This window comes from Cryobacterium sp. Y29, from assembly GCF_002929825.1.
In the GTDB taxonomy this organism is placed as follows: domain Bacteria; phylum Actinomycetota; class Actinomycetes; order Actinomycetales; family Microbacteriaceae; genus Cryobacterium.
This window is the reverse complement of record NZ_PJJN01000028.1, coordinates 78,841-102,624: the sequence shown is the minus strand read 5'-3', so window position 1 is coordinate 102,624 and position 23,784 is coordinate 78,841. Positions and strand designations below refer to the sequence as shown.

The 23,784-nt window shown below is 65.5% G+C and carries 21 protein-coding genes; 13 read left to right on the top strand and 8 right to left on the bottom strand.

Annotated elements, in window-relative coordinates; genetic code table 11:
• Window positions 1-104 precede the first annotated feature (104 nt).
• On the bottom strand, window positions 105-1,388 hold the full coding sequence (locus tag CXY74_RS04740; RefSeq protein ID WP_104199361.1) for a M18 family aminopeptidase: 1,284 nt from the start codon (window positions 1,386-1,388) through the stop codon (window positions 105-107).
• A 50-nt stretch (window positions 1,389-1,438) separates the two neighbouring features.
• A complete protein-coding gene (locus CXY74_RS04735; protein WP_104199360.1) occupies window positions 1,439-2,173 on the bottom strand; it encodes a hypothetical protein in 735 nt (244 codons plus the stop codon).
• Between the two features lie 213 nt (window positions 2,174-2,386).
• Between CXY74_RS04735 and CXY74_RS04730 the strand changes: the two genes are divergently transcribed.
• From CXY74_RS04730 to CXY74_RS04715, 4 genes are all read left to right on the top strand, one after another.
• Entirely contained in the window at window positions 2,387-4,528 is a 2,142-nt protein-coding gene (locus CXY74_RS04730; protein WP_104199359.1) for an ATP-dependent DNA helicase RecQ, read from the top strand.
• A 145-nt stretch (window positions 4,529-4,673) separates the two neighbouring features.
• On the top strand, window positions 4,674-5,462 hold the full coding sequence (locus CXY74_RS04725; protein WP_104199358.1) for an amino acid ABC transporter substrate-binding protein: 789 nt from the start codon (window positions 4,674-4,676) through the stop codon (window positions 5,460-5,462).
• 12 nt (window positions 5,463-5,474) lie between these two features.
• On the top strand, window positions 5,475-6,143 hold the full coding sequence (locus CXY74_RS04720; RefSeq protein ID WP_104199357.1) for an amino acid ABC transporter permease: 669 nt from the start codon (window positions 5,475-5,477) through the stop codon (window positions 6,141-6,143).
• A complete protein-coding gene (locus tag CXY74_RS04715) occupies window positions 6,130-6,999 on the top strand; it encodes an amino acid ABC transporter ATP-binding protein (protein WP_104199356.1) in 870 nt (289 codons plus the stop codon). Before CXY74_RS04720 ends, CXY74_RS04715 begins: the two co-directional genes overlap by 14 nt.
• Before the next feature lie 25 nt (window positions 7,000-7,024).
• Here the strand turns inward: CXY74_RS04715 and CXY74_RS04710 are convergent, their stop codons facing one another.
• The 5 genes from CXY74_RS04710 to CXY74_RS04690 all read right to left on the bottom strand — a co-directional run bounded on the left by CXY74_RS04710 (window position 7,025) and on the right by CXY74_RS04690 (window position 12,926).
• The gene (locus CXY74_RS04710) at window positions 7,025-7,321 is read right to left on the bottom strand and encodes a hypothetical protein (RefSeq protein ID WP_104196669.1); all 297 of its coding nucleotides are present in this window, start codon (window positions 7,319-7,321) and stop codon (window positions 7,025-7,027) included.
• Window positions 7,318-7,665, bottom strand: a complete 348-nt coding sequence (locus tag CXY74_RS04705; protein WP_104199355.1) for a hypothetical protein — start codon at window positions 7,663-7,665, stop codon at window positions 7,318-7,320. Before CXY74_RS04705 ends, CXY74_RS04710 begins: the two co-directional genes overlap by 4 nt.
• A gap of 345 nt (window positions 7,666-8,010) precedes the next feature.
• Window positions 8,011-8,550, bottom strand: a complete 540-nt coding sequence (locus tag CXY74_RS04700) for a hypothetical protein (protein WP_104199354.1) — start codon at window positions 8,548-8,550, stop codon at window positions 8,011-8,013.
• Window positions 8,551-8,697: 147 nt separating this feature from the next.
• Window positions 8,698-11,748 (bottom strand): AAA family ATPase, encoded by a 3,051-nt coding sequence (locus CXY74_RS04695; protein WP_104199353.1) that lies wholly within the window; start codon window positions 11,746-11,748, stop codon window positions 8,698-8,700.
• A complete protein-coding gene (locus CXY74_RS04690) occupies window positions 11,745-12,926 on the bottom strand; it encodes an exonuclease SbcCD subunit D C-terminal domain-containing protein (RefSeq protein ID WP_104199423.1) in 1,182 nt (393 codons plus the stop codon). Before CXY74_RS04690 ends, CXY74_RS04695 begins: the two co-directional genes overlap by 4 nt.
• A 194-nt stretch (window positions 12,927-13,120) precedes the next feature.
• Between CXY74_RS04690 and CXY74_RS04685 the strand changes: the two genes are divergently transcribed.
• From CXY74_RS04685 to CXY74_RS04655, 7 genes are all read left to right on the top strand, one after another.
• Window positions 13,121-13,909: a DeoR/GlpR family DNA-binding transcription regulator gene (locus tag CXY74_RS04685; RefSeq protein WP_104199422.1), complete on the top strand. Its 789-nt coding sequence runs from the start codon at window positions 13,121-13,123 to the stop codon at window positions 13,907-13,909.
• Window positions 13,906-14,907 (top strand): 1-phosphofructokinase family hexose kinase, encoded by a 1,002-nt coding sequence (locus CXY74_RS04680; RefSeq protein ID WP_104199352.1) that lies wholly within the window; start codon window positions 13,906-13,908, stop codon window positions 14,905-14,907. Before CXY74_RS04685 ends, CXY74_RS04680 begins: the two co-directional genes overlap by 4 nt.
• Entirely contained in the window at window positions 14,904-16,928 is a 2,025-nt protein-coding gene (locus tag CXY74_RS04675; RefSeq protein ID WP_104199351.1) for a fructose-specific PTS transporter subunit EIIC, read from the top strand. Before CXY74_RS04680 ends, CXY74_RS04675 begins: the two co-directional genes overlap by 4 nt.
• 75 nt (window positions 16,929-17,003) lie before the next feature.
• Window positions 17,004-18,746: a phosphoenolpyruvate--protein phosphotransferase gene (gene ptsP, locus CXY74_RS04670; RefSeq protein ID WP_104199350.1), complete on the top strand. Its 1,743-nt coding sequence runs from the start codon at window positions 17,004-17,006 to the stop codon at window positions 18,744-18,746.
• 56 nt (window positions 18,747-18,802) lie between these two features.
• A complete protein-coding gene (locus CXY74_RS04665) occupies window positions 18,803-19,081 on the top strand; it encodes an HPr family phosphocarrier protein (RefSeq protein ID WP_104196661.1) in 279 nt (92 codons plus the stop codon).
• A gap of 138 nt (window positions 19,082-19,219) precedes the next feature.
• Window positions 19,220-19,492, top strand: coding sequence for a hypothetical protein (locus tag CXY74_RS04660; RefSeq protein WP_370446122.1), 273 nt, complete (start codon window positions 19,220-19,222; stop codon window positions 19,490-19,492).
• Between the two features lies 1 nt (window position 19,493).
• The gene (locus CXY74_RS04655; RefSeq protein WP_233193217.1) at window positions 19,494-20,495 is read left to right on the top strand and encodes an FHA domain-containing protein; all 1,002 of its coding nucleotides are present in this window, start codon (window positions 19,494-19,496) and stop codon (window positions 20,493-20,495) included.
• 42 nt (window positions 20,496-20,537) lie between these two features.
• Here CXY74_RS04655 and CXY74_RS04650 read toward each other — a convergent pair whose 3' ends face one another.
• Window positions 20,538-21,044 (bottom strand): hypothetical protein, encoded by a 507-nt coding sequence (locus CXY74_RS04650; RefSeq protein WP_104199349.1) that lies wholly within the window; start codon window positions 21,042-21,044, stop codon window positions 20,538-20,540.
• A gap of 224 nt (window positions 21,045-21,268) precedes the next feature.
• Between CXY74_RS04650 and CXY74_RS04645 the strand changes: the two genes are divergently transcribed.
• Together CXY74_RS04645 and CXY74_RS04640 are read left to right on the top strand one after the other, a co-directional pair.
• Window positions 21,269-23,140 carry a gamma-glutamyltransferase family protein gene (locus CXY74_RS04645; RefSeq protein WP_104199348.1) on the top strand — a complete coding sequence of 624 codons (1,872 nt, stop codon included), beginning with the start codon at window positions 21,269-21,271 and terminating at the stop codon, window positions 23,138-23,140.
• 168 nt (window positions 23,141-23,308) lie between these two features.
• The gene (locus tag CXY74_RS04640; protein ID WP_104199347.1) at window positions 23,309-23,509 is read left to right on the top strand and encodes a hypothetical protein; all 201 of its coding nucleotides are present in this window, start codon (window positions 23,309-23,311) and stop codon (window positions 23,507-23,509) included.
• Window positions 23,510-23,784 lie beyond the last annotated feature (275 nt).

The window sequence follows — 23,784 nt, the reverse complement described above, 5'->3', positions numbered from 1 at the left end:
TCCGGATGCCCAGCAAAAGAATCACCATGATGGCGAACGCGGCGCTCAGATGCAGCATGGCAACGACGGTGCGCGCGGTCGCCGAGGGCGGGGCCCTGCATGGATCAGACCTCGGGTGCGAAGAAAGCTGCGGTCGCCGCAGCGAGCGACTGCGGATCGTTGACGTGGCACATTTCCCGGGCCGAGTGCATCGACAGCAGCGGCACGCCGACATCCACAACCCGAATGCCCAACCGGGTCGCCGTCAGCGGCCCGATGGTCGAACCGCAGGGAACGGTGTTGTTCGAGACGAACTCCTGATACTCCACGTTCGCCCGGGCACAGGTGCGCGCCCAGAGGGCCGCGCCATGGGCATCCGTCGCATAGCGCTGGTTGGCATTGATTTTCAGTAACGGACCGCCGCCGAGAATGGGCTGGTTAGCCGGATCGTGGCGCTCGGGGTAGTTCGGGTGCACGGCATGGCCGGCGTCAGCGGAGAGGCACCACGATTCGGCGTAGGCCTGCAGCCGCTCCGACCCGGTCGCGCCGAGGCCGTAACCGATGCGGGTGAGAATGTCGTCCAGAAACGGCCCGCTGGCGCCGGAGCGGGACTGCGAACCGAGCTCTTCGTGGTCGAAGGCGGCGAGCACATTGATCGAGCCCCCCGTTGTCAGGTGGCTGGTCGCGATAAGCGCGTGCAGGCCCGCATAGACCGACGAGAGATTGTCGAGACGGCCGGCGGCGAACAGTGTGTCGCCGAGGCCGAAGGTGGCCGGCGGGTTGGTGTCGGCGGTGAGAATGTCGTAACCGGCGACATCCGCTGCCCGAAGCCCGGCCAGGCCCGCCAGGTGGGCTACCAGGTCTGCCTCGGATGCCTCGCCGACACCGAAGACGGGCGTGAGATGGCGTTGCCGGTCGAGGGTCAGGCCATTGTTTACCTCGCGGTCGAGGTGCACGGCGAGTTGTGGAATGCGCAAAAACGGGCCGGTACGCACGAGGTGCTCGGTGCCCTGCCGGGTGACCAGCCGACCGGCGAGTTCAAGCTCGCGGTCCAGCCACGAGTTCTGCAGCGGCCCGCCGTAGACCTCGACTCCGGCCTGCAGCCAGCCGTGTGAGCTGATCGTGGGTTTGGGCTTGAGCTTGAAACCCGGGGAGTCGGTGTGGGCGCCGAGAATGCGAAACGGTGTCGTCGGCCCAGCCCCCGCCGGCTGCGACCAGGCGATGACGGCACCATCACGCACGACGTAGAAGCCAACGGCCTCGTCGATCGTCCACTTCTCCGGCTCATCAAGCCGGGTGAAGCCGGCCGCGTGCAGCCGCCGGGCCACTTCTGCAGCGGCGTGGTACGACGACGGTGACGCGTGCAGAAAGGCGGAAAAATCGGCGATGTAGTCGAGTGTTGCGTCCATTCATCCATCCAACCACCCGCGCGGGGGCAGCGGATGCCGCGGGCGTGCTCCTACTCGGCGGGCGCGTCGGCCTGCAACGCAGCGCGCGCGAAAGCGGCGCCGCCGACGGTGACCGTGCCGCGGTCGCCGTGCCACGCCTCGGTCTGCTCGAACGCTCCGAGTCGGTCGAGCAGGCGCCATTTCGTGTCGATGAGGTGCCAGACCGACTGCGTCGTCGGTTCCTGGCCGTCGAACTGTACCCAGCCGAGCGAACCGAGCGAGCGCGACAGCGTTGTGAGGTAGTCCTCGCGTCGCGCCAGGCCGCGGGTCGCAACGAACAACAGCAACAGACGAGTGGCGTCGCCCACGGCCGGTGTGCGGCTGTGGTGGATGGTGCGGGCGAGGTGCCACCAGAGTTCGCGGGGGGTGCCGGAGAGGGAGCTACCCTTCTTGGTGACCACGAGCGTGCCCTTGCTCACCCGCAGCAGCCCAACGTCGCGCAGGTGGCCGCGCAGTTCCTGCAACGGACGCAGGTGCGCCTCGCGGTTCACGCTGATCGGCCAGCCCCAGTCGAGCTCGGCCGATGCTTCAAGGACGACCGAAGGCGGCAGGTGTCCCGCCTTGGTCAAACGGATGCCGTCGGCCCCGACCCGGGTCAGAATCCACTGCGCCGGGGCCACCATGCGGGCCATGGCCCGCTCCTGCAGCAGGATCGGATCTTTCACCCGGGCCTGCCCGATGAGTCGGCGAAAACCCACAACGGCCTGTTCCGGCAGCCGCGTTTCGATCTCCTGAATCACGTTCACCCACCGAGCCTACTGAGCGATCCCGCTCGAAGGTGGCGAATGCCCTGCGACACGCGCTGCCGATCCAGCCCACGCCGCTCTGCGCCCAGGAAGTACCACCTGTACGTTGTGGAATAACGGCGTTTCGGTGGGTTGCGCATGGCGAGTCGACCATTGATCAGTATCGCGAGCATACGGAACGGGGTTGTCGGTGGCATCTGGCACCCTTGAAGGATGACCGACACCCGCGCATCCGCTCTGGCCATTCTGCGCACCCTGGTGGGGCGAGCCGACGCCGACTTTCATGACGGACAGTTCGAGGCCATCGAAACCCTGGTCGACCACCGTCGCCGCGCGCTTGTGGTGCAACGCACCGGGTGGGGCAAATCGGCCGTGTACTTTGTGGCGACCCTGCTGCTGCGCCGCCAAGGCGCTGGCCCGACCATTTTGGTCTCGCCGTTGCTCGCCCTGATGCGTGACCAGGTCGCCGCCGCGGCCCGGGCCGGCGTGCGGGCGGTGTCGATAAACTCGTCGAACGCGCACGAGTGGAGCGACGTGCTACGCCAGCTCGACGCCGACGAGGTCGACGTGCTGCTGGTCTCGCCCGAACGACTGAACAATCCCTCTTTCCGCGATGAGCAGCTGCCCGCCCTGATTTCCCGGGTCGGCCTGCTCGTGGTCGATGAGGCGCACTGCATCTCCGACTGGGGCCACGATTTTCGCCCGGACTACCGCCGCCTGCGCGACCTGATCGCCCAGATGCCGACCGGCGTGCCCGTGCTCGCCACCACGGCCACCGCCAACAGCCGGGTCGTGCAGGATGTCGCGGAGCAGGTTGGCATGGTCGCCACCGGCTTCGATGGCGCCGGCGCCGGAACCGCTGAAGTCGTCACCATTCGCGGTCCGCTCGCCCGCTCGTCGCTGCGGCTCGGTGTGCTGCGCCTGCCCGACTCGCGGGCGCGCCTCGCCTGGCTGCTCAGTCACCTCGGCGACCTGCCCGGCAGCGGCATCATCTATACCCTCACCGTAGCGGCCGCCGAAGACACCGCCCGGCTGCTGCGGGAGGCCGGTCACGCGGTGCGCGCCTACACCGGCCAGACGGACACGGCCGAACGCGAAGAATCCGAGGAGTTACTCAAGACCAACCAGGTCAAAGCCCTCATCGCCACGAGCGCCCTCGGAATGGGATTCGACAAACCCGACCTCGGGTTCGTGCTGCACCTGGGCGCGCCATCCTCCCCCGTTGCTTACTACCAGCAGGTTGGTCGCGCCGGCCGTGCCACCGCCTCGGCCGACGTATTGCTGCTGCCCGGCGTCGAAGATGAGGCCATCTGGCACTATTTCGCCACCGCCTCAATGCCCAATCAGGCCAAGGCCCTCGCCGTGGTCGGCGCACTCGAAGCCGCCGGCGCGCCCCTATCCACACCGGCGCTCGAAGCTCGGGTCGACCTGAAGCGCACCCCGCTCGAGCTGCTGCTCAAGGTGCTCGACGTTGACGGCGCCGTGCACCGGGTCACAGGCGGCTGGCAGTCCACCGGGCAGCCCTGGGTCTACGACAAGGAGCGTTACGAACGCATCGCTGCCGCCCGGCTCGGTGAGCAGCAGGCCATGCTCGAATTCGAAACCACCGGTGGATGCCGCATGGAGTTTCTCCAGCGCGCCCTCGACGACGAGACTGCGGTGGCGTGCGGTCGTTGCGATAATTGCCAGGGCGTCTGGTATCCGAGTGACGTGGCCGCGGGCGCGGCCGCCACGGCAGCGAAGTCGCTCGAGCGAGTCGGTGTCGCCATCGATGTGCGCGCCCAATGGCCTACCGGCATGAGCAGCCTCGGCGTCGCGGCCTCCGGCAAGATTGCGCTCGGCGAACGCGCCGAGCCCGGCCGCGCGCTGGCCCGCCTGACCGACCTCGGCTGGGGTGGTCCGCTGCGGAACCTATTCGACGCCCAGGCAGCGGATGCCGCCGCCCCACCGGCCCTTCTGGCCGCCTGTGTGCGGGTGCTCGCCGAGTGGGGGTGGGCAGAGCGTCCGGCAGCCATCGTCTCGATGCCGTCGCGGCGGCATCCGCTCCTTATCGATTCGGTGGCACGATCGTTATCCGACGTCGGTCGGTTGCCCCTGCTCGGCGCCCTGGACTGGGTGAACGGCGGCCCTACCGGCGAGCCGGGCGGCAACAGCGCCTATCGGCTATCCAGCGTGTGGGACCGCTTCGCTGTTGGCGCCGAGCTGGCTGAGGCACTCGCTGCGTTCGACGGCCGCCCCATTTTGCTGATCGACGATCTCGCCGACAGCCGGTGGACCATGACCGTGGCAAGTCGGGTGCTGCGACGGCACGGCGCATCGGCAGTGCTCCCGTTCGCCCTGGCCCTGCGCTCGTAGCCCTTATATTTGATGTAGTCGGAATAACTGCGGCTTGCAGCTCCTTGACAACCTACAGAAGGCGCTACCCCTGTCTTCCGCACACTCTGGAGAGCACTCGCACAACCCGCGCTCGCCCCATCTAGTTCGTTAGGCGTTCTTTTTCATGAAGCTCAGACTCATTCCGGTTGCCCTGCTCAGTGTCGTTGCCCTCGCCCTCACCGGTTGCTCCGCGTCGAGCGCCACCGACGAGTCGCTGAGCAGTGTGCTCGACTCGGGCACCCTCACGATCGGTACCGAGGGCACCTACCGGCCGTTCTCGTTCCACGAAGGCGGTTCGGGCGAGCTCACTGGCTACGATGTCGAGGTGGCGCGAGCTGTCGCCGCCGAGCTCGGCGTTGACGCCGTATTTGAAGAAACCCAGTGGGATGCCATTTTCGCCGGCCTCACCGCCGGTCGCTGGGACACGATCGCCAACCAGGTGTCGATCACCCCGGAACGCGTGGGCTCGCACGAGTTCTCCACGCCCTACACCTACTCCACCGGCGTCATCGTCGTTCCCGCCGACAATACGTCGATCACGTCGTTCGCCAGCCTCAAGGGCCTCACTACGGCGCAGTCGCTGACCAGCAACTGGAACACGCTGGCCACCGAGAGCGGCGCGACCGTCGAAGCCGTCGAGGGCTGGGCCCAGTCGGTCACCCTGGTCGAGCAGGGTCGAGTGGATGCCACGGTCAACGACAAACTGACCTTCCTCGACTACCAGAAGTCCACCGGCGCCGACAACCTGAAAATCGCCGCCGAGACGACGGAACGTTCGGAGAGTGCCTTCGCCTTCGCGAAAGACGGCACCGCGCTGGCCGAGGCCGTGAGCGACGCGCTCGCGACCCTCACCGCTGACGGAACGCTCGCCGAGCTCTCCGACAAGTACTTCGGCGCCGACGTCAGCCAATAGCTCGACTATTCGATGATTCAGCCTGATTGGGAGTTGTTCGTCGGCTCGCTCTGGCCCCTGCTGGACGGCGCGGTACGCGGCACGATTCCGCTTGCCCTCACGTCATTCGCGATCGGCCTTGTGCTCGCACTCGTGCTTGCGCTCATGCGGTTATCGGTGAAGCGTTGGGTGTCGGGCATCGCTCGCGGCTATATCTCGATCGTGCGCGGCACTCCCCTGCTCGTGCAGCTGTTCGTGATCTTCTACGGACTGCCGTCGGTCGGCGTGACCATCGAGCCGTGGCCGAGCGCGGTTGTGGCTTTCTCCATCAACGTCGGCGGTTATGCCGCCGAAGTCATCCGCGCAGCGATTCTTTCCGTTCCGAAGGGCCAGTGGGAAGCCGCCTACATGATCGGCATGTCCCACCGTCGGGCCCTCGCCCGCATTATCCTGCCGCAGGCTGCCCGGGTTTCGGTGCCGCCCCTATCGAATACGTTCATCAGCCTGGTCAAGGACACCTCACTCGCCTCCCTGATTCTGGTCACCGACCTATTCCGTGAGGCGCAGCAGATCACGGCCTTCAGTCAGAAATTCATGCTGATCTACCTTGAAGCAGCCCTCATCTACTGGGTTATCTGCCTGGTGCTGTCCACCGGGCAGAGTTTTCTTGAGAAGCGATTGGACCGCTATGTCGCCCGCTGATCCCCCCACGACGACCGGCCAAAGAGATGCTGCGGCATCCGCTGCCCTGCTCCGCGTGCGCGGGCTGCAGAAGAGTTTTGGCAGCAATCGGGTTCTGGAGTCGGTCGACCTCACCGTAGGCCGCGGCCGGGTGCTGGCCCTGATCGGTCCGTCCGGCTCCGGTAAGACCACAATTTTGCGATGCCTGAACGGACTGGAGCTTCCCGACGGCGGCACCATCGAGGTGGCCGCTACAGTGACTGCTGACCGGGCTGGTGGCGGCACCACTACCGGCAGGGGCGCCGCGTCGTCCGCGCCGGTGACCATTGACTTCGCCGGGAAGACCTCGCCGAAACAGCTCGGCGCCCTGCGTGACCGGTCGGCCATGGTCTTTCAGCACTACAACCTGTTCCCGCATAAGACCGTGTTGCAGAACGTGATCGAAGGACCGGTCATCGTGCAACGCCGCCCGGTCGCCGAGGTCACGGCCGAGGCGCTCGCCCTTCTCGCACGGGTCGGCCTGACAGACAAGCAGGGCAGCTTTCCGTTCGAACTCTCCGGCGGCCAGCAGCAGCGGGTTGGCATTGTGCGGGCCCTCGCACTGCGCCCACAGCTGCTCTTGTTCGACGAGCCGACCTCGGCCCTCGATCCGGAGCTCGTGGGCGATGTGCTGCGCCTGATCAAGGAGCTGGCCGACGAAGGCTGGAGCATGGTCATCGTCACGCATGAACTCGAATTCGCCCGCGAGGTCGCGCATGAGATCGCCTTCGTGGACGGCGGCGTCATCGTCGAGCATGGCGAGCCGAAGCAGTTGCTGCGGCACCCGGAGCAGGAACGCACTCGCCAGTTTTTGCACCGGCTGCTCCACCCGTTCTAGGGCGCAACAGCCGGCACGGAAAGAACTACGGGTGTGGCGTGATGATCACAACGGTGATGCGATCAAGGCCGGGACCGTAGTGCCAGTAGATGCGGCCGGCGGTCGGCGTGCGATGTTCGATATACGAGTCCCAGACCGCCTCGCCCTTCTTACCAGCTAGCGACACGTATCTGTGCGAGCGCAATGCGGGATCGTCGGGGTTGAGCTGCAGCCGTCCGAGAGCAGTGCGCACCCGCTTCAGCCGACCGACCAGTTGAGGTTTCGTTTCGAGGATGGATAATCCTGACGCCGCTTCTCTCGTGAGTAAGAGCGTAAAGCTCATGACTGGGGCTCGGCGGGAGCGGCCGACTCATCGACCGCATACTCCTCACCGGCAAACCGGGTAAAGTCGCCACCCTCGCTGGTGTCTTCCTTGCTGCTGTGTTCGAGGCCGCGCACCAGTGCGGCACGGATGCCTTCGTCGTCCCAGACCAGAAGTTCACGACGCGGGATAGACACGAGCGGGGTCAGCAGAATTTCACCCTCGGCGTTCACTGCTACGGCATACCGGTCGTCGCGGTGCACACCCGCTTTGCCGAAAGCCATTCTCGAACGCTCATCGGCACACACCTCGCCCATCGGAATGAAATCCGATTTGAGTTCCGTCGTCTTCTTCAGTTCCACCATCGTCTTCACCCGATCACTTGGTGGCCCGCACCGGTCCGAGTAAATCACCGAGACCGATCCATGCCCATCTGAAAGTGAGATTACCCCATATTCACATGTGGGTAAACCCCTTATCAAAAGATCACGACTTAGTTTGGTGAGCCGCGAAACGTGATTGCCGGTCGAAATCGTGCAAAGCAGGAAGGACCAGTCCGTTCGGAAGGACACCAGGACTGGTCGGTGCGATTTTTAATATACAACGCCATAGGCGGGCGCTCAAGGGCCACGTCAACCTTTTCCGTTGCGGGATTCACTCAAGCGGGTTGTGACCGGTCGAACGGCATGAGGATAGCGAGATAATCGCGGTTACCGAGAAAAAGCGGCTCCGCCCCGTATCGCCGGTCGCTTTCCGGTCCGGCGCGCCACGTAGGGGTACGGCGAGTTGTCGGCACGCTCCAGCAGGTAGCGCGTCACCGTGTTCCAGTCGGGAAACAGGGGGGTCAGAAACTTGATCAGTTCGCCCTCAAACCGGTCAGCGCCAACGGCTGATCCGTCGTCCACGAGAAAGTCGCCGCGATTGAGATGCTTGTGGTGCGACAGAATGAGCCGTTTGTAGGCCGGCCCACCGGCGTCTGCTCCGAGGTGTTCCTGCACCCACTCGAGCTTGTGTTGCCAGGCACTCGCGTTGCCCCACGGGGCCATCGAGAGAATATACGTATCGAACGATTGGGCGAGGGTGTGAAAAGCGTCGATGGCACCGCTGATCGGTTCCATGCGGGCGAAAATTCCAGGCACTTCATCGAGCCTTTTCTCATAGCGCGAGTACTCGGCGTTGGTGAGTCGATCGATTCCCGACTGCACATTGACGAGGGTGTTGTCGAGGTCGATATAGAGGATCTTTTTCATTCGGGCTCCCTGGCAGGCTCGCTTCGTTGCGGTAACGCTTCGATCGTGGCAGGCTCACCACGGATCGGCAATGGCCAAAGCCCTCCATCTCCTCAGCTCGGCTGCCCCACACGGCCCGGGGACAGCCAGAGTACGGCCTGTGAAAAGTCATTCGATCGGGGTGTCGGCCTCGATTCGGCTGTATCCCTGATTGGTGACCGAGATGCGCAGCGTCGCTGGAATCTGCTCTTTCATTGAATCAACGTGGCTGATCAGGCCGATAGTGCGTCCGCCGGCGCGCAGGGTGTCAAGGGTGCTCATGGCAGTCTCGAGAGTCTCGCTGTCGAGCGAGCCGAAGCCCTCATCGACGAACAGGGTATCGAGGGTGATACCACCCGCTTGCCCGGTGACCACCTCGGCTAGTCCGAGCGCGAGCGCGAGCGAGGCAAGGAATGTCTCACCGCCGGACAGCGAATGCGTTGGCCGGGCGCGACCGGTGAACTCATCTCGGATCGCCAGCCCCAGACCGGACCGAGCGCCACCCTTCACGCGTGAGTCATCGTGTTCAAGGGTGTAGCGTCCGCTTGTCATCGTGCGCAGGCGCACGTTCGCCGCCACGACGATGTCTTCCAGCTGGGCGGCTAAAACATAGGTCTCCAGACGCATCCGTTTCGTGTTCGGTTCGTCGCCCTGCATGACATCGGCTAGCGCACGCACCTGAGAGTGCTGGTCTATCAGGTCAGCGGATGCGGCAAAGCGTGTCGTGACTCCCTGCACGAGCGCTTGCAGCTGGCCGGCCCGTTCGGCGAGTGAGCTGTGCGAGCTCACAGCGTCATCGCGCGCGTTGCTCGCGGATTCGAAGGCTCGCAGCGACGGCTGGAGATCGATCGGATCTGAGGGAAGATCGACCAGCTCAGGATCGGCCACAGCCGCCAGGGCTGCTGCACGTTGGTCGTCATAGGACCGCACGACGTTCGCCAGCTCGATGGCCTGGCCCTCGTCAAGCCGCGCCGCGGACGCCGTCTCCTCATCGTCGAAGTCTTCCTCCGCCAGCTGATTCGCGAGGTCGAGAGTGGACGCATCACGGGCATCGGCGCGTTGCCGACTGAGGATGAGGGCGTCGCTTAGTGTGCGCGCGCAGTCCAGCTCGTGCTGCAGTGCGCGTACCTGATCGGTTACGGTATCGCTTGCACCACGCTGCGCGCCCACGCGGGCCGTGAGCAGGTCGCGCTGCCCAGATCGCTCACTGTGGGTGTCGGCCGCCACATCGCGTGCCGCACGGAGGCTCACCAGCGCGGCCGAGGCGGTGGTCTGGGACTGCCGAAGGTCGGCTTGTTCGTGCCGAAGCCCGCCGATCAGGTCGGTAGCCGTGCGCGCGGTGGCCAACCGGGCACGGGCAGCAACGCACTCGGCTCGCAGTTCACCGACGCTTCGCTGCCCGGCCAGCGCCTGCGCCTGCCCGAGACGATTCGTCAGCGACGTCGAGGTCTCCTGGGCATCGGTCAACTCCTGCTGGCGGCCCTGCATCTGCAGACGGGCCGTGGTGAGGTCGGCTGCGGTGACCAGCTCGCCCTTCGTTGCTGCCGGAGCAGGGTGTTCGATGGCCCCGCAGACCGCGCAGGGATCACCTTCGACCAAACGGCTGGCTAGTTCAGACGCCTGCCCGGCGAACCGGCGGGACACGAGCGCCTCGTAGTCGACGGCCGCTGCCGCGTTGTCACGACTGCGCTCCAACAGTTGTGTGCCTGCCGTGGCCAACTCCCCCAGCAAAGCCACCACGTCCTCGGCGGCCACGAACCCGATTTCAGCCCGGCGCAAGGCCAGAGCGGCGTCTGTCGCCCCGGCTGCGGCGAGGGTTGCCGTCGTGAGTTGCTCGCCAACGAAATCAATCTGCTGGGGCAGCTCATCGATTCGCTGCTGGGCACGCGTCAGGCCATCGGTGTGGCCGGTGAGCGAGTCAAACAAGGCTGTAATCTCACGGTTCAGGGCTGGGAGCTGTTTTTCTTCCGCGAGCACCTCTGCCAGCGCTCCGAGCCGTCCTACGAGGGCATCCATGATCGGACGAAGCGCCCGCTGCGAATCGCCAGCGCTGTCACTGGCACCACTGTCACTCGCACCACTGTCACTCGCACCACTGTCACTGTCACTGTCACTGTCACTGTCACTGTCACTGGCACCGCTGCCGCCAAACGGCAACCAAGCGGTCCGGGCCGTGGTTTCATCGGCCAGGGCTCTCTGCCATTCATGAGTCGCGGCCCGGCTGCTCCGAATATGCGGCCAGACCCGTGCCGCACGGGCCGCGCGCAGCAGCGTACCGCGTTGTCCCTCGACCGCGGCGTGGCGGCGGTCGAGGGTGGCAAGAGCGGTGTCGGCCAGAACGCGCCGAGCCTGACGTCGCTGGATCTCCGTTGCCGCTTTATGTTCCTCGCTTACAGCGGACAGCCGAGCAGCCGCACGGGTCGCCTCCGCCGAGGCGACGTCTACTGCGCTATTCAGGCCGGCCAGAGCGTCACGGAACCAGCCGAGGTCGGGCGCCACTGGTGCTTCGACAAGTCGAAGCTGATGCAGGGCAGCGGTGGTCTGTTCCGCCACAGCACGCTGTACGTCGGCGAGCCGGTCGTCGAGTGACTTGCGGCGCAGCACAAGCGCGGTTTCCAGTCGTTCGAACCGGGTTGTTCCGAACAGGCTGCGCAGCACGGCACGCCGTTCATCGGTTTTGGCCAGCAGAAAATATTGGAACCGGTTTTGGGCGAGCAGGATCACCTGGAGGAATTGGTCGGCCTTCAAGGGCAGGATCGCGCTCAGTTCAAGGCCGACGGCTTTTGGTTTCGCCGCAAGGCCCCGCCATTCGGTGCCGTGCAGAACCTGCAGCAGCGCGGTGGGCGCTGCCGTGGTGGTCCCGGTACCGTTCATCTTGGCTCGCTCGTAAGCCGGGCTGCGCAGGAGACGGTAATCGCGCCCGTGCAGGCTGAAGTCGAGTTCGACGAAGGTGGGATCATCGGGCTCGCAGTAATCGCTGCGCAGACGCGGCGCGACATCGGAGAATCGCGGCACATAGTCGTAGAGGGCAAAGCTGATGGCGTCGAGAATGCTGGACTTGCCTGCGCCGGTTTTACCGGTGATGAGGAAGATACCGTCGGCATCAAAGCGTTCAAAATCGACAACCTGTTCGTTCTTGAATGGTCCGAATCCGGCCAGACGCAGTCGCTTGATCTTCATGCGTTCACCGCCTTCGCATTCTGTTCGTTCAGCAGTTCTGCGATCAACGCCCTTTCAAACTCGCTGGGCCCAACCCCATTGCGCACGAACGACAGGAAGCCCGCCACGATCTCGGGATCACCCGTGGCCGCGCGAATACGCTCGGCGTAGGTCGAGCCATCCGGTTCGACCATGATCGTGGGGCGGTGCTCAAGCGTCACCGCGTGGACAAATCGGGTTTGCAGCGCCCGCATCGCGTCAAGCGGGCGTACTTGGTCGGTGAGGATGGCTTTCACCCAATCGCCTTCGTTGTCGGCGTACGCCTCGTCAGCGAGCAGATCAGCGAGTTCACCGGTAAGTACGACGAGTCGGCGCGGAACGGGCAGGTCGACCCACTCGATCGGGCCGAGACCACCGGCATCGAGTTCGACCAGCCAGGCGCCGCGCGCCTTGCCGGCTTCGGCGAAAGAGTAGTGCAGCGGCGCCCCGGAGTAGCGCACCCGCTCGGTCAGAGTGGCCCGCCCGTGGATGTGGCCGAGGGCGACGTAGTCGCAGCCGTCGAAAACCCGAAGCGGTACGACGTCGAGTCCGCCGGCGGTGATGTCGCGCTCCACATCGCTCGACTCGGTGGCCGGTGCCACGCCGGCCGCAAAGCAGTGCGAGAGAACGACGCTGCGGCCGCCGCACTCACTGAGGCGGCGCAGTGCCAGATCATCGCGAATCCGCGTCATGGCGAAATCGAGAACCTGTTCGTGCGTTTTCAGCGATACACCCGGGTGTAGGTGGCGAATGAGTGCGGGCTCGAGATACGGGATGCCATAAAAATGCACTGGGCCATGCTCGTCGGTGATGGAGATGGGTGAGGCATATTGATCGGGCCGGGTCAGAACGTGAATGCCGGCCAGTGCCGCCCACTCCGACTGGAAGCCGAGCCGAGTCGCCGAATCATGATTGCCGCTCGTCATCACAACGGACGCCCCGGCCTCCTTCAACCGCCGCAACGTGTCGGTCAGCAGTGTATAGCTCTCTTTGGAGGGCATCGCGGAATCGAACACATCCCCCGCCACCGCCACTACGTCGACAGCGCGTTCCGCCACCACCGCAACGAGGGCATCCAGCACGAGTCCCAGGTGCTCGAGCGTGGAATGGGTATGGAAGGTGCGCCCGATGTGCCAGTCCGACGTGTGCAGGATCTTCATGTTCTTTACGCTACCGGGGCCCACTGACAGCGCCGACCGTCGGAATCCACTGGGCGCTGCTCGCGCCGAGTCGACCCTGCGGCCCCCAGGCAATTCTTTGTTTTTCTTCTTTTTTTTGACAAACAGAAATAAACACAGGTAAAGTCAGTGAAACCAAATTCGTGACTTCGTCACTCATCGTCGAGGAGGCTTTCGTGTTCGCCGAAGAACGTCAACTCTTAATCGCCGCTCTCGTGGCAACCGAGGGTCGAGTCACCGTGACCGACCTCGCAGCGCGTTTCGCCATCACCGCCGAAACCGTGCGGCGCGACCTCGACACCCTTGAGGCCGCCCGCCAATTACGTCGCGTGCACGGCGGCGCCGTAGCCATCGACCGCCTGAGCCTGTCGGAGCCGAGCCTCGATGAACGCCAGACGCAGCGCCTCGACGAGAAGTCGCGCATTGCCGACACCGCAATGCGCATGATCCCCACCAGCCGCACCGGGTCGATCCTGCTCGACGCCGGCAGCACCACCGAGCGCCTCGCTGACCGTCTAGGCGGCTTCACGCCCGCGGTTGCCGGTGATCAGCTGCTCGTGGTCACGAATGCGGTGCCGATCGCCGGCAAACTCTCCCGCAACGAAGCGATCCAACTGCACATACTCGGTGGCCTCGTTCGCGGATTGACCCGTGCCATCGTCGGTGCCGGCACCGTGGCGCAGCTCGGGGCGCTCCGTCCCGATATCGCCTTCATCGGCACCAACGGCATCAGCGCGACCTTCGGTCTGAGCACCCCGGACTCGGTCGAAGCGGCCGTCAAATCGGCCATCGTGCGGTCGGCCCGCCGCGTCGTCGTGCTCGCCGACTCCAGCAAACTCGACCAAGAGACGCTGGTCTGCTTTGCCGCGCTCGCAGCGATCGATACCCTGATAACGGATGCTGCGCCATCCGCTGATCTTGCCGCCGCACTCGCCGCAGCCGACGTCGACGTGGTGATCGCATGATCGTCACCCTGACCCCCAACCCGAGCCTCGACCGCACCATCGAACTGGCTGGACAGCTCGCGCGCGGCCAGGTGCAACGGGCGGTCGCCGCCCACGGCGAACCCGGCGGCAAAGGCGTCAACATCTGCCGCGCCCTCGAAGCGAGTGGCATCAGAAGCCTCGCCATTCTGCCGGGCGACCCCGACGACCGGGTGCTGATCGCCCTGACCAGCCACGGGGTACCGCACCTCGGCCTGCCGATCGGCCAGCCGCTCCGCAGCAACGTCGCGATCACCGAACCCGACGGCACGACGACCAAAGTCAATGAACCCGGCCCGAGGCTGAGTCCGGACCAGCAGCGTGCACTCATCGACCTGGTGCTGGAGCAGGCGGTCGGCGCGAGCTGGCTCGTACTGGCCGGGTCGGTTCCGCCCGGTGTGCCCGACGATTTCTACGCCCAGATCATTCGTGAGCTGCGCGCTCGGCTCGGCAGTGACGCACCGAAGGTCGCCGTGGATTCCTCGGGCGGCCCGCTCGCCGCAGCCGCGCTGGCTCACCCCGATCTGCTCAAGCCCAACGCTGAGGAACTCGCCGAGCTCAGCGGACTGTTCGACGGCGACACGCTCGAGGCGAACCCCGCGCGAGTGGTCGACGCGGCTCGCGTTCTCATCGCGGGCGGTGTCGGTGCCGTGCTCGCGACGCTCGGAGCGAAGGGTGCCGTACTCGTCACCGCCGAGGGCAGCTGGCTCGCTACCACTCCCCCGATGCGTGCCGTCAGCACCGTCGGCGCCGGCGACTCCGCCCTGGCCGGCTACCTGCTGCAGAGCAATCTCGGCGCGAGCGCCCGTGCCTGCCTGCGCCAAGCCACCGCCCACGGCGCCGCCGCAGCCTCCCTACCCGGTTCCACTGTTCCTGCCCTGCACCAAACCAACCCCAGCGCCGTCACCGTGACGGACCTTGCCCCAGCACCGGCCCCCCGGCTGGTACTGGCCACACATCCAAAGGAGGATGACCAGTGAGTGCACTGATTACCCCGGAGCTTGTCGCTCTGGACACCTATCTCGGTACCGAGCCGAAGGACGTCATTCGGCACCTGGCCGAGCTCGTCGTCGCGTCGGGTCGGGCCACGGAAATCGAGGCTCTGTACGCGGATGCCCTCGCCCGCGAGGCGAAGACGGCCACCGGCATCCCGGGGGGGCTCGCTATTCCGCACTGCCGCTCCACCGCCGTGCTGGAACCCACGCTCGCGCTCGCGCGCCTGTCGACCCCGGTCGATTTCGGCTCGAAAGACGGCCCGGCCGACCTCGTCTTTCTCATTGCCGCACCCGGCGGCGCCGACCAGGAGCACCTGCAGATTTTGGCCAAGCTCGCCCGGTCGCTCATGAAGAAGGACTTCACCGCTGCGCTGCGCGATGCATCGAACACGCAGCAGATCGTCGAACTCGTCAACAACGTCGTCGCCCCGGTGGCCGTAGCAGCCGGCGCCCACGCTGCCCGTGACAGTGCGAATACCCGTACCGGTCCAGCACGGACCGGTACGAAGCGAATCGTCGCCGTCACCGCCTGCCCGACCGGCATCGCGCACACCTACATGGCTGCCGACTCCCTGGTTGCCGCGGCTCAAGCGGTTGGAGTCGACCTCCAGGTGGAAACCCAGGGGTCAGCCGGCCTCACCCCGCTCGACCCCGCGGTCATCGCTGCGGCCGACGCCGTCATCTTCGCCGTCGACGTCGACGTGCGCGGCCGGGAACGCTTCGCTGGCAAGCCCGTCATCAACGCCCCGGTCAAGCGCGGCATCGACGAACCCGGCCGGTTGATCGAGGAGGCCCTCGCGGCTGCCCTCAACCCGAATGCCCGTCGGGTCAGCGGAACCGTTGACCAGAATGACGCGACGGAGAAGAGCGAGCACCTGGGCCAGAAGCTCAAGCGCGCGCTACTCACCGGTGTCAGCTACATGATTCCCTTCGTCGCCGGCGGAGGCCTGCTCATCGCCCTCGGCTTTTTGCTCGGCGGCTACGCGATCACGGATGTAGCCGACGAGGTGGTGCTGAACAACAGCCTCTTCAATCTGCCGGACGGTGGGGCGAACGTTCTCGGCGGGTTGGGTGTCTATCTCGGGGCGGTCTTCTTCAAGATCGGTGCCCTGTCGATGGGCTTCCTGGTTCCTGCGCTGGCCGGCTACATCTCCTTCGCCATCGCCGACCGTCCCGGTATCGCACCGGGCTTCGTCGCCGGCTCCGTCGCCGGTTTCATGGGTGCTGGATTCCTCGGCGGTATCGTCGGTGGCCTGCTCGCCGGTGTCGTGGCCGCGAGCTTCGCCAAGCTCAACGTTCCGCGCTGGCTGCGCAGCCTGATGCCCGTCGTAATCATTCCCCTGATCGCGTCGATCGTCGCCTCCGGTTTGATGTTCATCGTTCTCGGCGGGCCCATCGCGCTGCTCACCGTGGGACTGGGCGACTGGTTGAACGGCATGACCGGAGCATCCGCTGTGATTCTCGGTGTCATCCTGGGCCTCATGATGGCCTTCGACCTTGGCGGCCCGGTCAACAAGGTCGCCTATGCCTTCGCCGTCGCCGGCCTCGGTGCGGCAACCCTCGCCAACCAGGCGCCGTGGCAGATCATGGCCGCAGTCATGGCCGCCGGCATGGTGCCGCCGCTCGCGATGGCCCTCGCCACCGTTCTCGACAAGAAGCTGTTCAGCGTGACTGAGCGCGAGAACGGCAAGGCGGCTTGGCTGCTCGGTGCCTCGTTCATCTCCGAAGGTGCTATTCCGTTCGCCGCCGCCGACGTGTTCCGGGTGATTCCGGCTGCCATGCTCGGCGCCGCCGTCACCGGTGGCCTGTCGATGGCCTGGAACATCACGAGCAAGGCGCCGCACGGTGGAGTATTCGTGTTCTTCGCCATTGACAACTTCCTGCTGTTCCTGCTCGCCGTTGCAATAGGTACTGTTGTATCGGCGTTTGCCGTCGTCGGACTCAAGCGTTACGCGGTGCGGAAGCGCACGGTCGACGCCCCGGAAGCCGTTCTCGTGGACGCGTAACCCGACAAGCATCAGATACGCGCGCGGAACGACACGCAGTACAGTAACGCCAGCCGCCCGCTGGGGAGAACAGGAATGAGGACGATCGTGCAGACGCTTCCAGGCAGTGCCAGTACAGACCAGTCCGAAATCGGCCGCACCTTCGCTGGAGTCGGAGTCAGCCCCGGACGCATCATCGGCTCCATTTTGTTGATGCCCCAGGCCGTGCGCGAACCCGCCGTGGGTGAGAGTCTGACCGAGGGAACGTCGCCGGAGGAAGCATCCACCGCTCTGCGTACCGCCGCCAAGGCCGTGCAGACCAACCTCACCGCCCGCTCGGTCGGCGCCTTCGGTGCCGGCCGGGAGGTGCTGGAGGCGACGGCTCTGATGGCGAATGACCCGATGCTGGTCAAGGCCGCCATCAAGCTCATTATCAACGGTGCCTCGCCGGAGCGGGCCATTTGGGACGCAGCGGCGTCGGTGGCCGAGATGCTGCACAACCTCGGGGGCTACATGGCCGAGCGGGCGACCGACGTTCTCGACGTGCGCGGGCGCATCGTCGCCGAGCTGCGCGGCGTTCCGGCCCCTGGCATTCCCTATTCTGACACGCCGTTCATTCTGATAGCCGAGGACCTCGCACCGGCCGACACCGCCACCCTCGACCCGGCGAAGGTGATCGCGCTCGTCACCTCGAGCGGCGGACCGCAGTCCCATACGGCTATCATCGCCCGCGCGCTCGGGCTGCCCGCGGTGGTCGCCGCTGTCGGGGTCACCGCCCTCGCAAATGGCACCCGCATCTTCGTCGACGGGGCTGCGGGCACCATTCTGGTCGACCCCGGAGCCGACGAGGTCGCCCTCGCCACAGCTTGGGAGACCAGCTCCGCCGCCCTAGCCGCGTTCGACGGCACCGGGCGGCTGCAGGACGGCCACTTGGTTCCCCTGCTCTCCAATGTCGGCGGCTCGAAGGATGCGGTCAAGGCCGCGGCAGCCGGTGCCGAGGGCGTTGGCCTGCTGCGCACTGAGTTTTGTTTTCTGGAACGCGACACCGAGCCGTCCATCGCTGAACAGGTGGAGGCTTACCGCGGGGTGTTCGATGCTTTTCCCGGTAAGAAGGTCGTCGTGCGCACCCTTGATGCCGGCGCCGACAAGCCGCTACCGTTTCTGACGGATGCCTCCGAGCCCAACCCGGCCCTCGGCGTGCGCGGCTACCGCACCGATTTCACCTCGCCCGGCGTGCTCGAGCGTCAGCTCACCGCTATCGCCCAAGCCGCTGAGGGTACCCAAGCGCACGTGTGGGTGATGGCCCCGATGATCTCCACCGCGGAGGAAGCCGAGCACTTCGCCTCACTCTGCTCAGCCGCCGGCCTCGCGACACCCGGCGTTATGATCGAAGTGCCCTCGGCCGCGCTGACCGCCGCGAGCATTCTTGAGCACGTCGATTTCGTGAGCCTCGGCACCAACGACCTCACCCAATATGCCATGGCCGCCGACCGCCAGCTCGGCCCGCTCGCCGCCCTCAACACGCCCTGGCAGCCAGCCGTTTTGCACCTGATTCGTCTCACCGTGAACGGCTCGCGCGACGAGGGGCACGACAAACCGGTCGGTGTCTGCGGCGAGGCCGCAGCCGATCCCGCCCTGGCAGTCGTACTCGTCGGACTCGGCGTGGCCACACTGTCGATGACCGCGCGGGCACTGTCGTCCGTCGCCGCGGTACTCGCGAGTGTGACGCTCCCCGAGGCGCAGCAGCTCGCCAAACTGGCGTTGACGGCGCACTCGGCAACGGACGCGCGTCGTTTGGTTCGCGAGCAACTACCCATTCTTAATACGCTGGGTCTCTAACCCGTCGAACCCTTTTCATCTCGCTGACTTTTCACACGCCTACTCAGGAGGATCCCATGTCTGAACGAACCGCCGTCATTGCCAGTCGCGTCGGCCTGCACGCCCGCCCGGCTGGTATTTTCGTCGCCGCCGTTGGCGAATTACCCATCGAGGTCACCATCGCCATGGCCGGCGAACCGGTCGACGACGCCATGGATGCCTCGAGCATTCTCTCGATCATGAGCCTAGGCGCCTCCAACGGCGACACCGTGGTGTTGCGGGCAGAGGGCGACGGCGCCGACGAGGCTCTCGACTCCCTCGTCAAGATTCTCGAGACCGACCTCGACGCCGAGTGATACCCGTTCCCGTTTGCGTGGAATCCTTTACGCCGCACAACTAGGTAGCTAAAGTAGGTAATCTCGAGGTTCGTCCTCGTGACCGGCGCAGCTACCGGAACCGGCAACATTTTCCCTGCGAGCGAAAAGGAACCTACCGTGACCGAACGACAGACGTACCTGGGTAATGTCGAAAGCTCCCCTGACAGCGCGGAGCGCACCATCACAGACTGGACCGACCTCGGGCAGGAGATGTGGTCGTACCTTACGGGCAAAGGCGCCGCTATCAACTACAGTTTCGTTGATATGGTCGTCGAGGTTCCCCGCGACATCGGCCCCGATGCCCCGCGAGCAGTGTGGAAATTCAACGGCACCCTGCGCGTCACCACCAGCGACGAGAAGACAGCCGGCTCCGACCCCTTTCGGAGCTAATGTGAACGCCTCAGCGGGCTCCCCAACGGGAAATTCGAAAGTATCCGCCGCCAAACGGACACCTTCCCGCGTCAAGCTGAACATCGATCTCGGCTTCTCCCTGGTGGAGCCCACCGGGGCAGTCGGCGCTTCGAAGGCTAATCCTGATACGGATTCGACCGGTTCAGAATTCGGTGATTCCTTCGGGGCAGAGGATGCCATGCACGGCACGGTGACTGCCAACGGTTCTGAAATCACTGTCTTTACGAGCAACCCCGAAATGTTCGTGCAGGGCCGAGCACTCAATCTGGAACCGCTGCGCACGCTCGCCTCCGAGTTGGCCAGTCGCGGCCTGACTGTTTCCATCACCGGTCCCGTCGGGCTGATCGCCCGGCTGGGCGACGTGCGGGCATCCGTCACGCAACGTCTGGTGACGCGGTCGCCGAACATCGTCCTCGGGTCCCGCGCCGCTTTGGGCCCGCTGGTACAAGCGCGAATGCGAGGACAGTCACGGATGCCCGTGGCGATTCCGCTTCCGCCATCGACCGTATTCCCGCTCGCTCCGACCTTCGACCGGCGCAGTCGCCGCCGCGTGACGACGACTCACTACACGGCCGGAAGCGGGCGTCCTCGACTCATTTTCGTCGTGGGGTCACAGAACTGGAACGGGCAGATGCCCCGTGAGTTCAATCTACTGCCGGGCATAACAACGATCGGATCCTCGGCTGCGGCCGATCTGCAACTGCCGGGGCTGAAACCCTTGCACGCCGAGATTCGCCACGATGACAACGACGAATACCGTCTGTTTGCCACCGGTGACGTCTCGGGTAGCTCTCGACCGTCCGACGACGGTCGCAGCATCCGCAACGGGCAGATTCTGCGCACCGGTTCACGACTCGAAATGGGACCGTGGCGGATGGGCTACTTTCGCGAGGAGTTCGCCGATCACGGCCGTCCGTTCGGCGGACGAGTGGGGGGCGAACTGGCCGTGCAGAAACCTCAACCGCCCAGGCGTCGCGCCTGACCAGCAGACGAGACAGGGGTGCCGCACTTATGAGCGGCACCCCTACGAGGTGAAGAGGTCGGTCCAGACTGCCCGGGATCCCGATTCTCCAATGAGCGCCACGGTGATCACTGCTCCGACCGCGCTCACCACAACCGCGAGATCGATAATGACGGTGGCAATCAGGCGCCCGGTACGGCTGCGCAGAACGGACGCGGAGCGGGCGCCGTCTCCATTGATGTAGCGATACCAGCCCCATTGCAGCACAGCCACGAGGAACAGAGCGATCACCCACGGCAGCAAGGTTTCACCCAGGGACGTGTGCGCGCCGAGCAATGGTGTGATGGTGACGAGGCGGGACTGCAGCCATTCGCCTGCCTGCACCGCGAGGGGAACCAACACGAGCGCGGCGAGGGCGATGAGCGGCGTCACGATGCCCAGCCGCCGCCGAACGGTCGGCCAGAAGGCAGTGAGCACCGCGCACAGCGCGGCCAACGGCACCACGATCACGACCGCGTGCACGATCAGCACGTGCAACGGCAATCCGTTGAATTCCCAATCAAAGTCCATTTATTGTCTTTCCTCGTCTCGGGTTTGCGCAGCTGCCGGGCAGAGATCCTGATCACAGCCTGCGACGACGGGCGCGCACACTCTTGGCCTGATCATCGCACGAATCGAGCCAATTCGAGGCAGATAATCGAATACATCCGGCGCTCGGCATCCGATCACGTCGCAACGACTCCGGGTCGGGCTCCACGGGCGCACCGTGCCACCACTCGTGCGAGGGTGGGGAGGTGACCTATACCGCACCGAACGTCTTCACCACCCGTCCGACCCTGCGGGGAACCTTCGGAATGACCGCCTCCACGCACTGGCTCGCTACGGCCTGCGCCCAGGCCGTGCTCGAACGGGGTGGCAACGCCTTCGACGCAGCCGTGGCCGGTGCCTTCGTTTTGCACATCGTCGAACCGCACCTAAACGGACCCGGCGGCGATATGACCGGCGTCTTCGTGACAGCGAGTGAACCGGATGCTCCGCGCGTGCTGATGGGGCAGGGGCCGGCCCCACAGGCAGCCTCCATCGAACACTACCGGTCCGAGGGCCTCGACCTCGTTCCCGGATCGGGGGCGCTCGCCGCAGCCGTTCCCGGCGCAGTCGACGCCTGGCTCGTGCTGCTGCGCGACTTCGGTACCTGGGAGCTGCCCGAAGTGCTCGCGTTCGCCCGCGGCTACGCCCGAGATGGGCATCCTGTTCTGGGCCGGGTCGTCGCCACCATCAGCTCGGTCGCGGCCCTGTTCTCACAGCACTGGCCGACCTCGGCAGCACAGTGGATGCCAAATGGCACCCTGCCCGCAGCCGGTGACCTGGTGACCAATGAAGCCTGGGCGAGGAGTCTCGACCGGCTGATCGCGGCCAGCGCCACCAGGGCCGTCGCGACGAGAAAGGAACGCATCGACGCGGCCCGGCAGGAGTGGCGGGAAGGATTCGTGGCCCGGGCCATCGTCGACTTCGGGCAGACCCCGCACCGGCATTCCTCCGGCACCGATCATGCCGGTGTCATGACACTGGCCGACCTGGCCGGCTTCGAAGCGAGCATCGAAGAAGCCACAACGGTCGTTTTTCGCGGCCACACGATCGCTAAAACCGGCGCCTGGGGGCAAGGACCGGCGTTGCTCCAGACCCTGATGATTCTGGAGGGGTTTAGCGACGCCGAGCTCGACCCATCTACCGCGCTCGGCGCGCACACCATCTTGGAGGCCCAGAAGTTGGCGATCGCCGACCGGGAAGCCTACTATGGCGACGCCGAAATGCCGCTTGACACCGTACCGCTCGATTACCTCCTGTCGCCCGTCTACGCGGCCGCCCGCCGCGCGCTCATCACGGAGACCGCCTCGCACGAGCTTCGCCCTGGCCTCGTACCCGGCTACACCCCGTATTACCCGGTGCTGCGCACCGCGTACACGACCGCGGCGTTGACGAAGCAGGGTGCGCAGGCATCCGCTGCAGTCGGCGAACCAACGGTCGATGCACCGGCCCGCACCGAAGCTGAGCCAGAAACCCTCGCGACCGGTGAAATGCGCGGCGACACCTGCCACATCGACGTCGTCGATCGCTGGGGCAACATGGTCTCGGCGACACCGTCTGGTGGCTGGCTGCAGTCGTCACCGACCATTCCCGAGTTGGGATTCTGCCTCGGTTCACGCCTGCAGATGACCTGGCTCGAGCCCGGCGCGCCGTCGGCGCTGACCGGCGGTAAGCGCCCACGTACGACCCTCACCCCGACGCTCGTGCTGAAGGACGGGCAGGCGGTGGCGGCGCTTGGCTCCCCCGGCGGTGACCAGCAGGACCAGTGGCAGTTGCTGTATCTGCTGCGCACGATCGTCGGCGGGTACACTCCGCAGCAGGCGATCGATGCGCCCGCCTTTCACAGCACCTCGTTTCCGGGCTCGTTCTGGCCGCGTACCTGGGAACCCGGCGGCGCCGTAGTCGAGGATCGGCTCGGCGAGACAGTCATCGCCGAACTGGAAGGGCGCGGCCACCGGATCACCCGGGCCGGCGACTGGGCGATCGGTCGCGTCTCAGCGGTCACTCGCGACCCGCGGAGCGGGCTGCTGCAGGCGGCGGCAGATGCACGCGGGGCGCAGGGATACGCGGCCGGTCGCTGACCTGGCCACAAAATACCACCGTTTCGCGTATTTTTCTGCCCCACGAATGGGGAGGACATTGACTTGTCTATCCCCACTAGATTGAAGTTATCGAACCGATTACCCGAGTCGGCGATGGAACGGACAATCGTGAAAATGTTGCAGACAGAGTGCCCAGAATGCGAGCAGATGGTGTGGATCACATCGGATACCCGATTCGCGACCTATCACTCGCTGGCCAACTCAACCAAGGATTGCCCCGGCTCCCGAATGAACGTTCCGGTACCCCCCAAGCAAACCGCCGCGAGCCGTCGACGCGCGCAGGCTGAGTCACTCGCCTGGGCGCACTCCACGACCGCAGTTGGCACCGACAAACACCAGGCCGCCTGAACCCACTTTTTTTCCCCGACCGATGCCCTTGACTCATCCAACCAAGTGCTGCCGTCGGTAAACCAGACGAGGCGATGCCCCCGAATTGCCGGGACGGCACCGCCTCATCTGGGTTAATGCGGCCCTCGACCATCCCACGTGCGCCCCAAACAAGACGGCTCGGGCGCGAGGCGGTTACAACGGGTGCATAACAAACCGACCGACCGGGAGGCGCCGGTCGCGTACTGGGGGTAGACTCCAGATTCCATTTTTATCAGCCCCTTCTCAGGCCATCC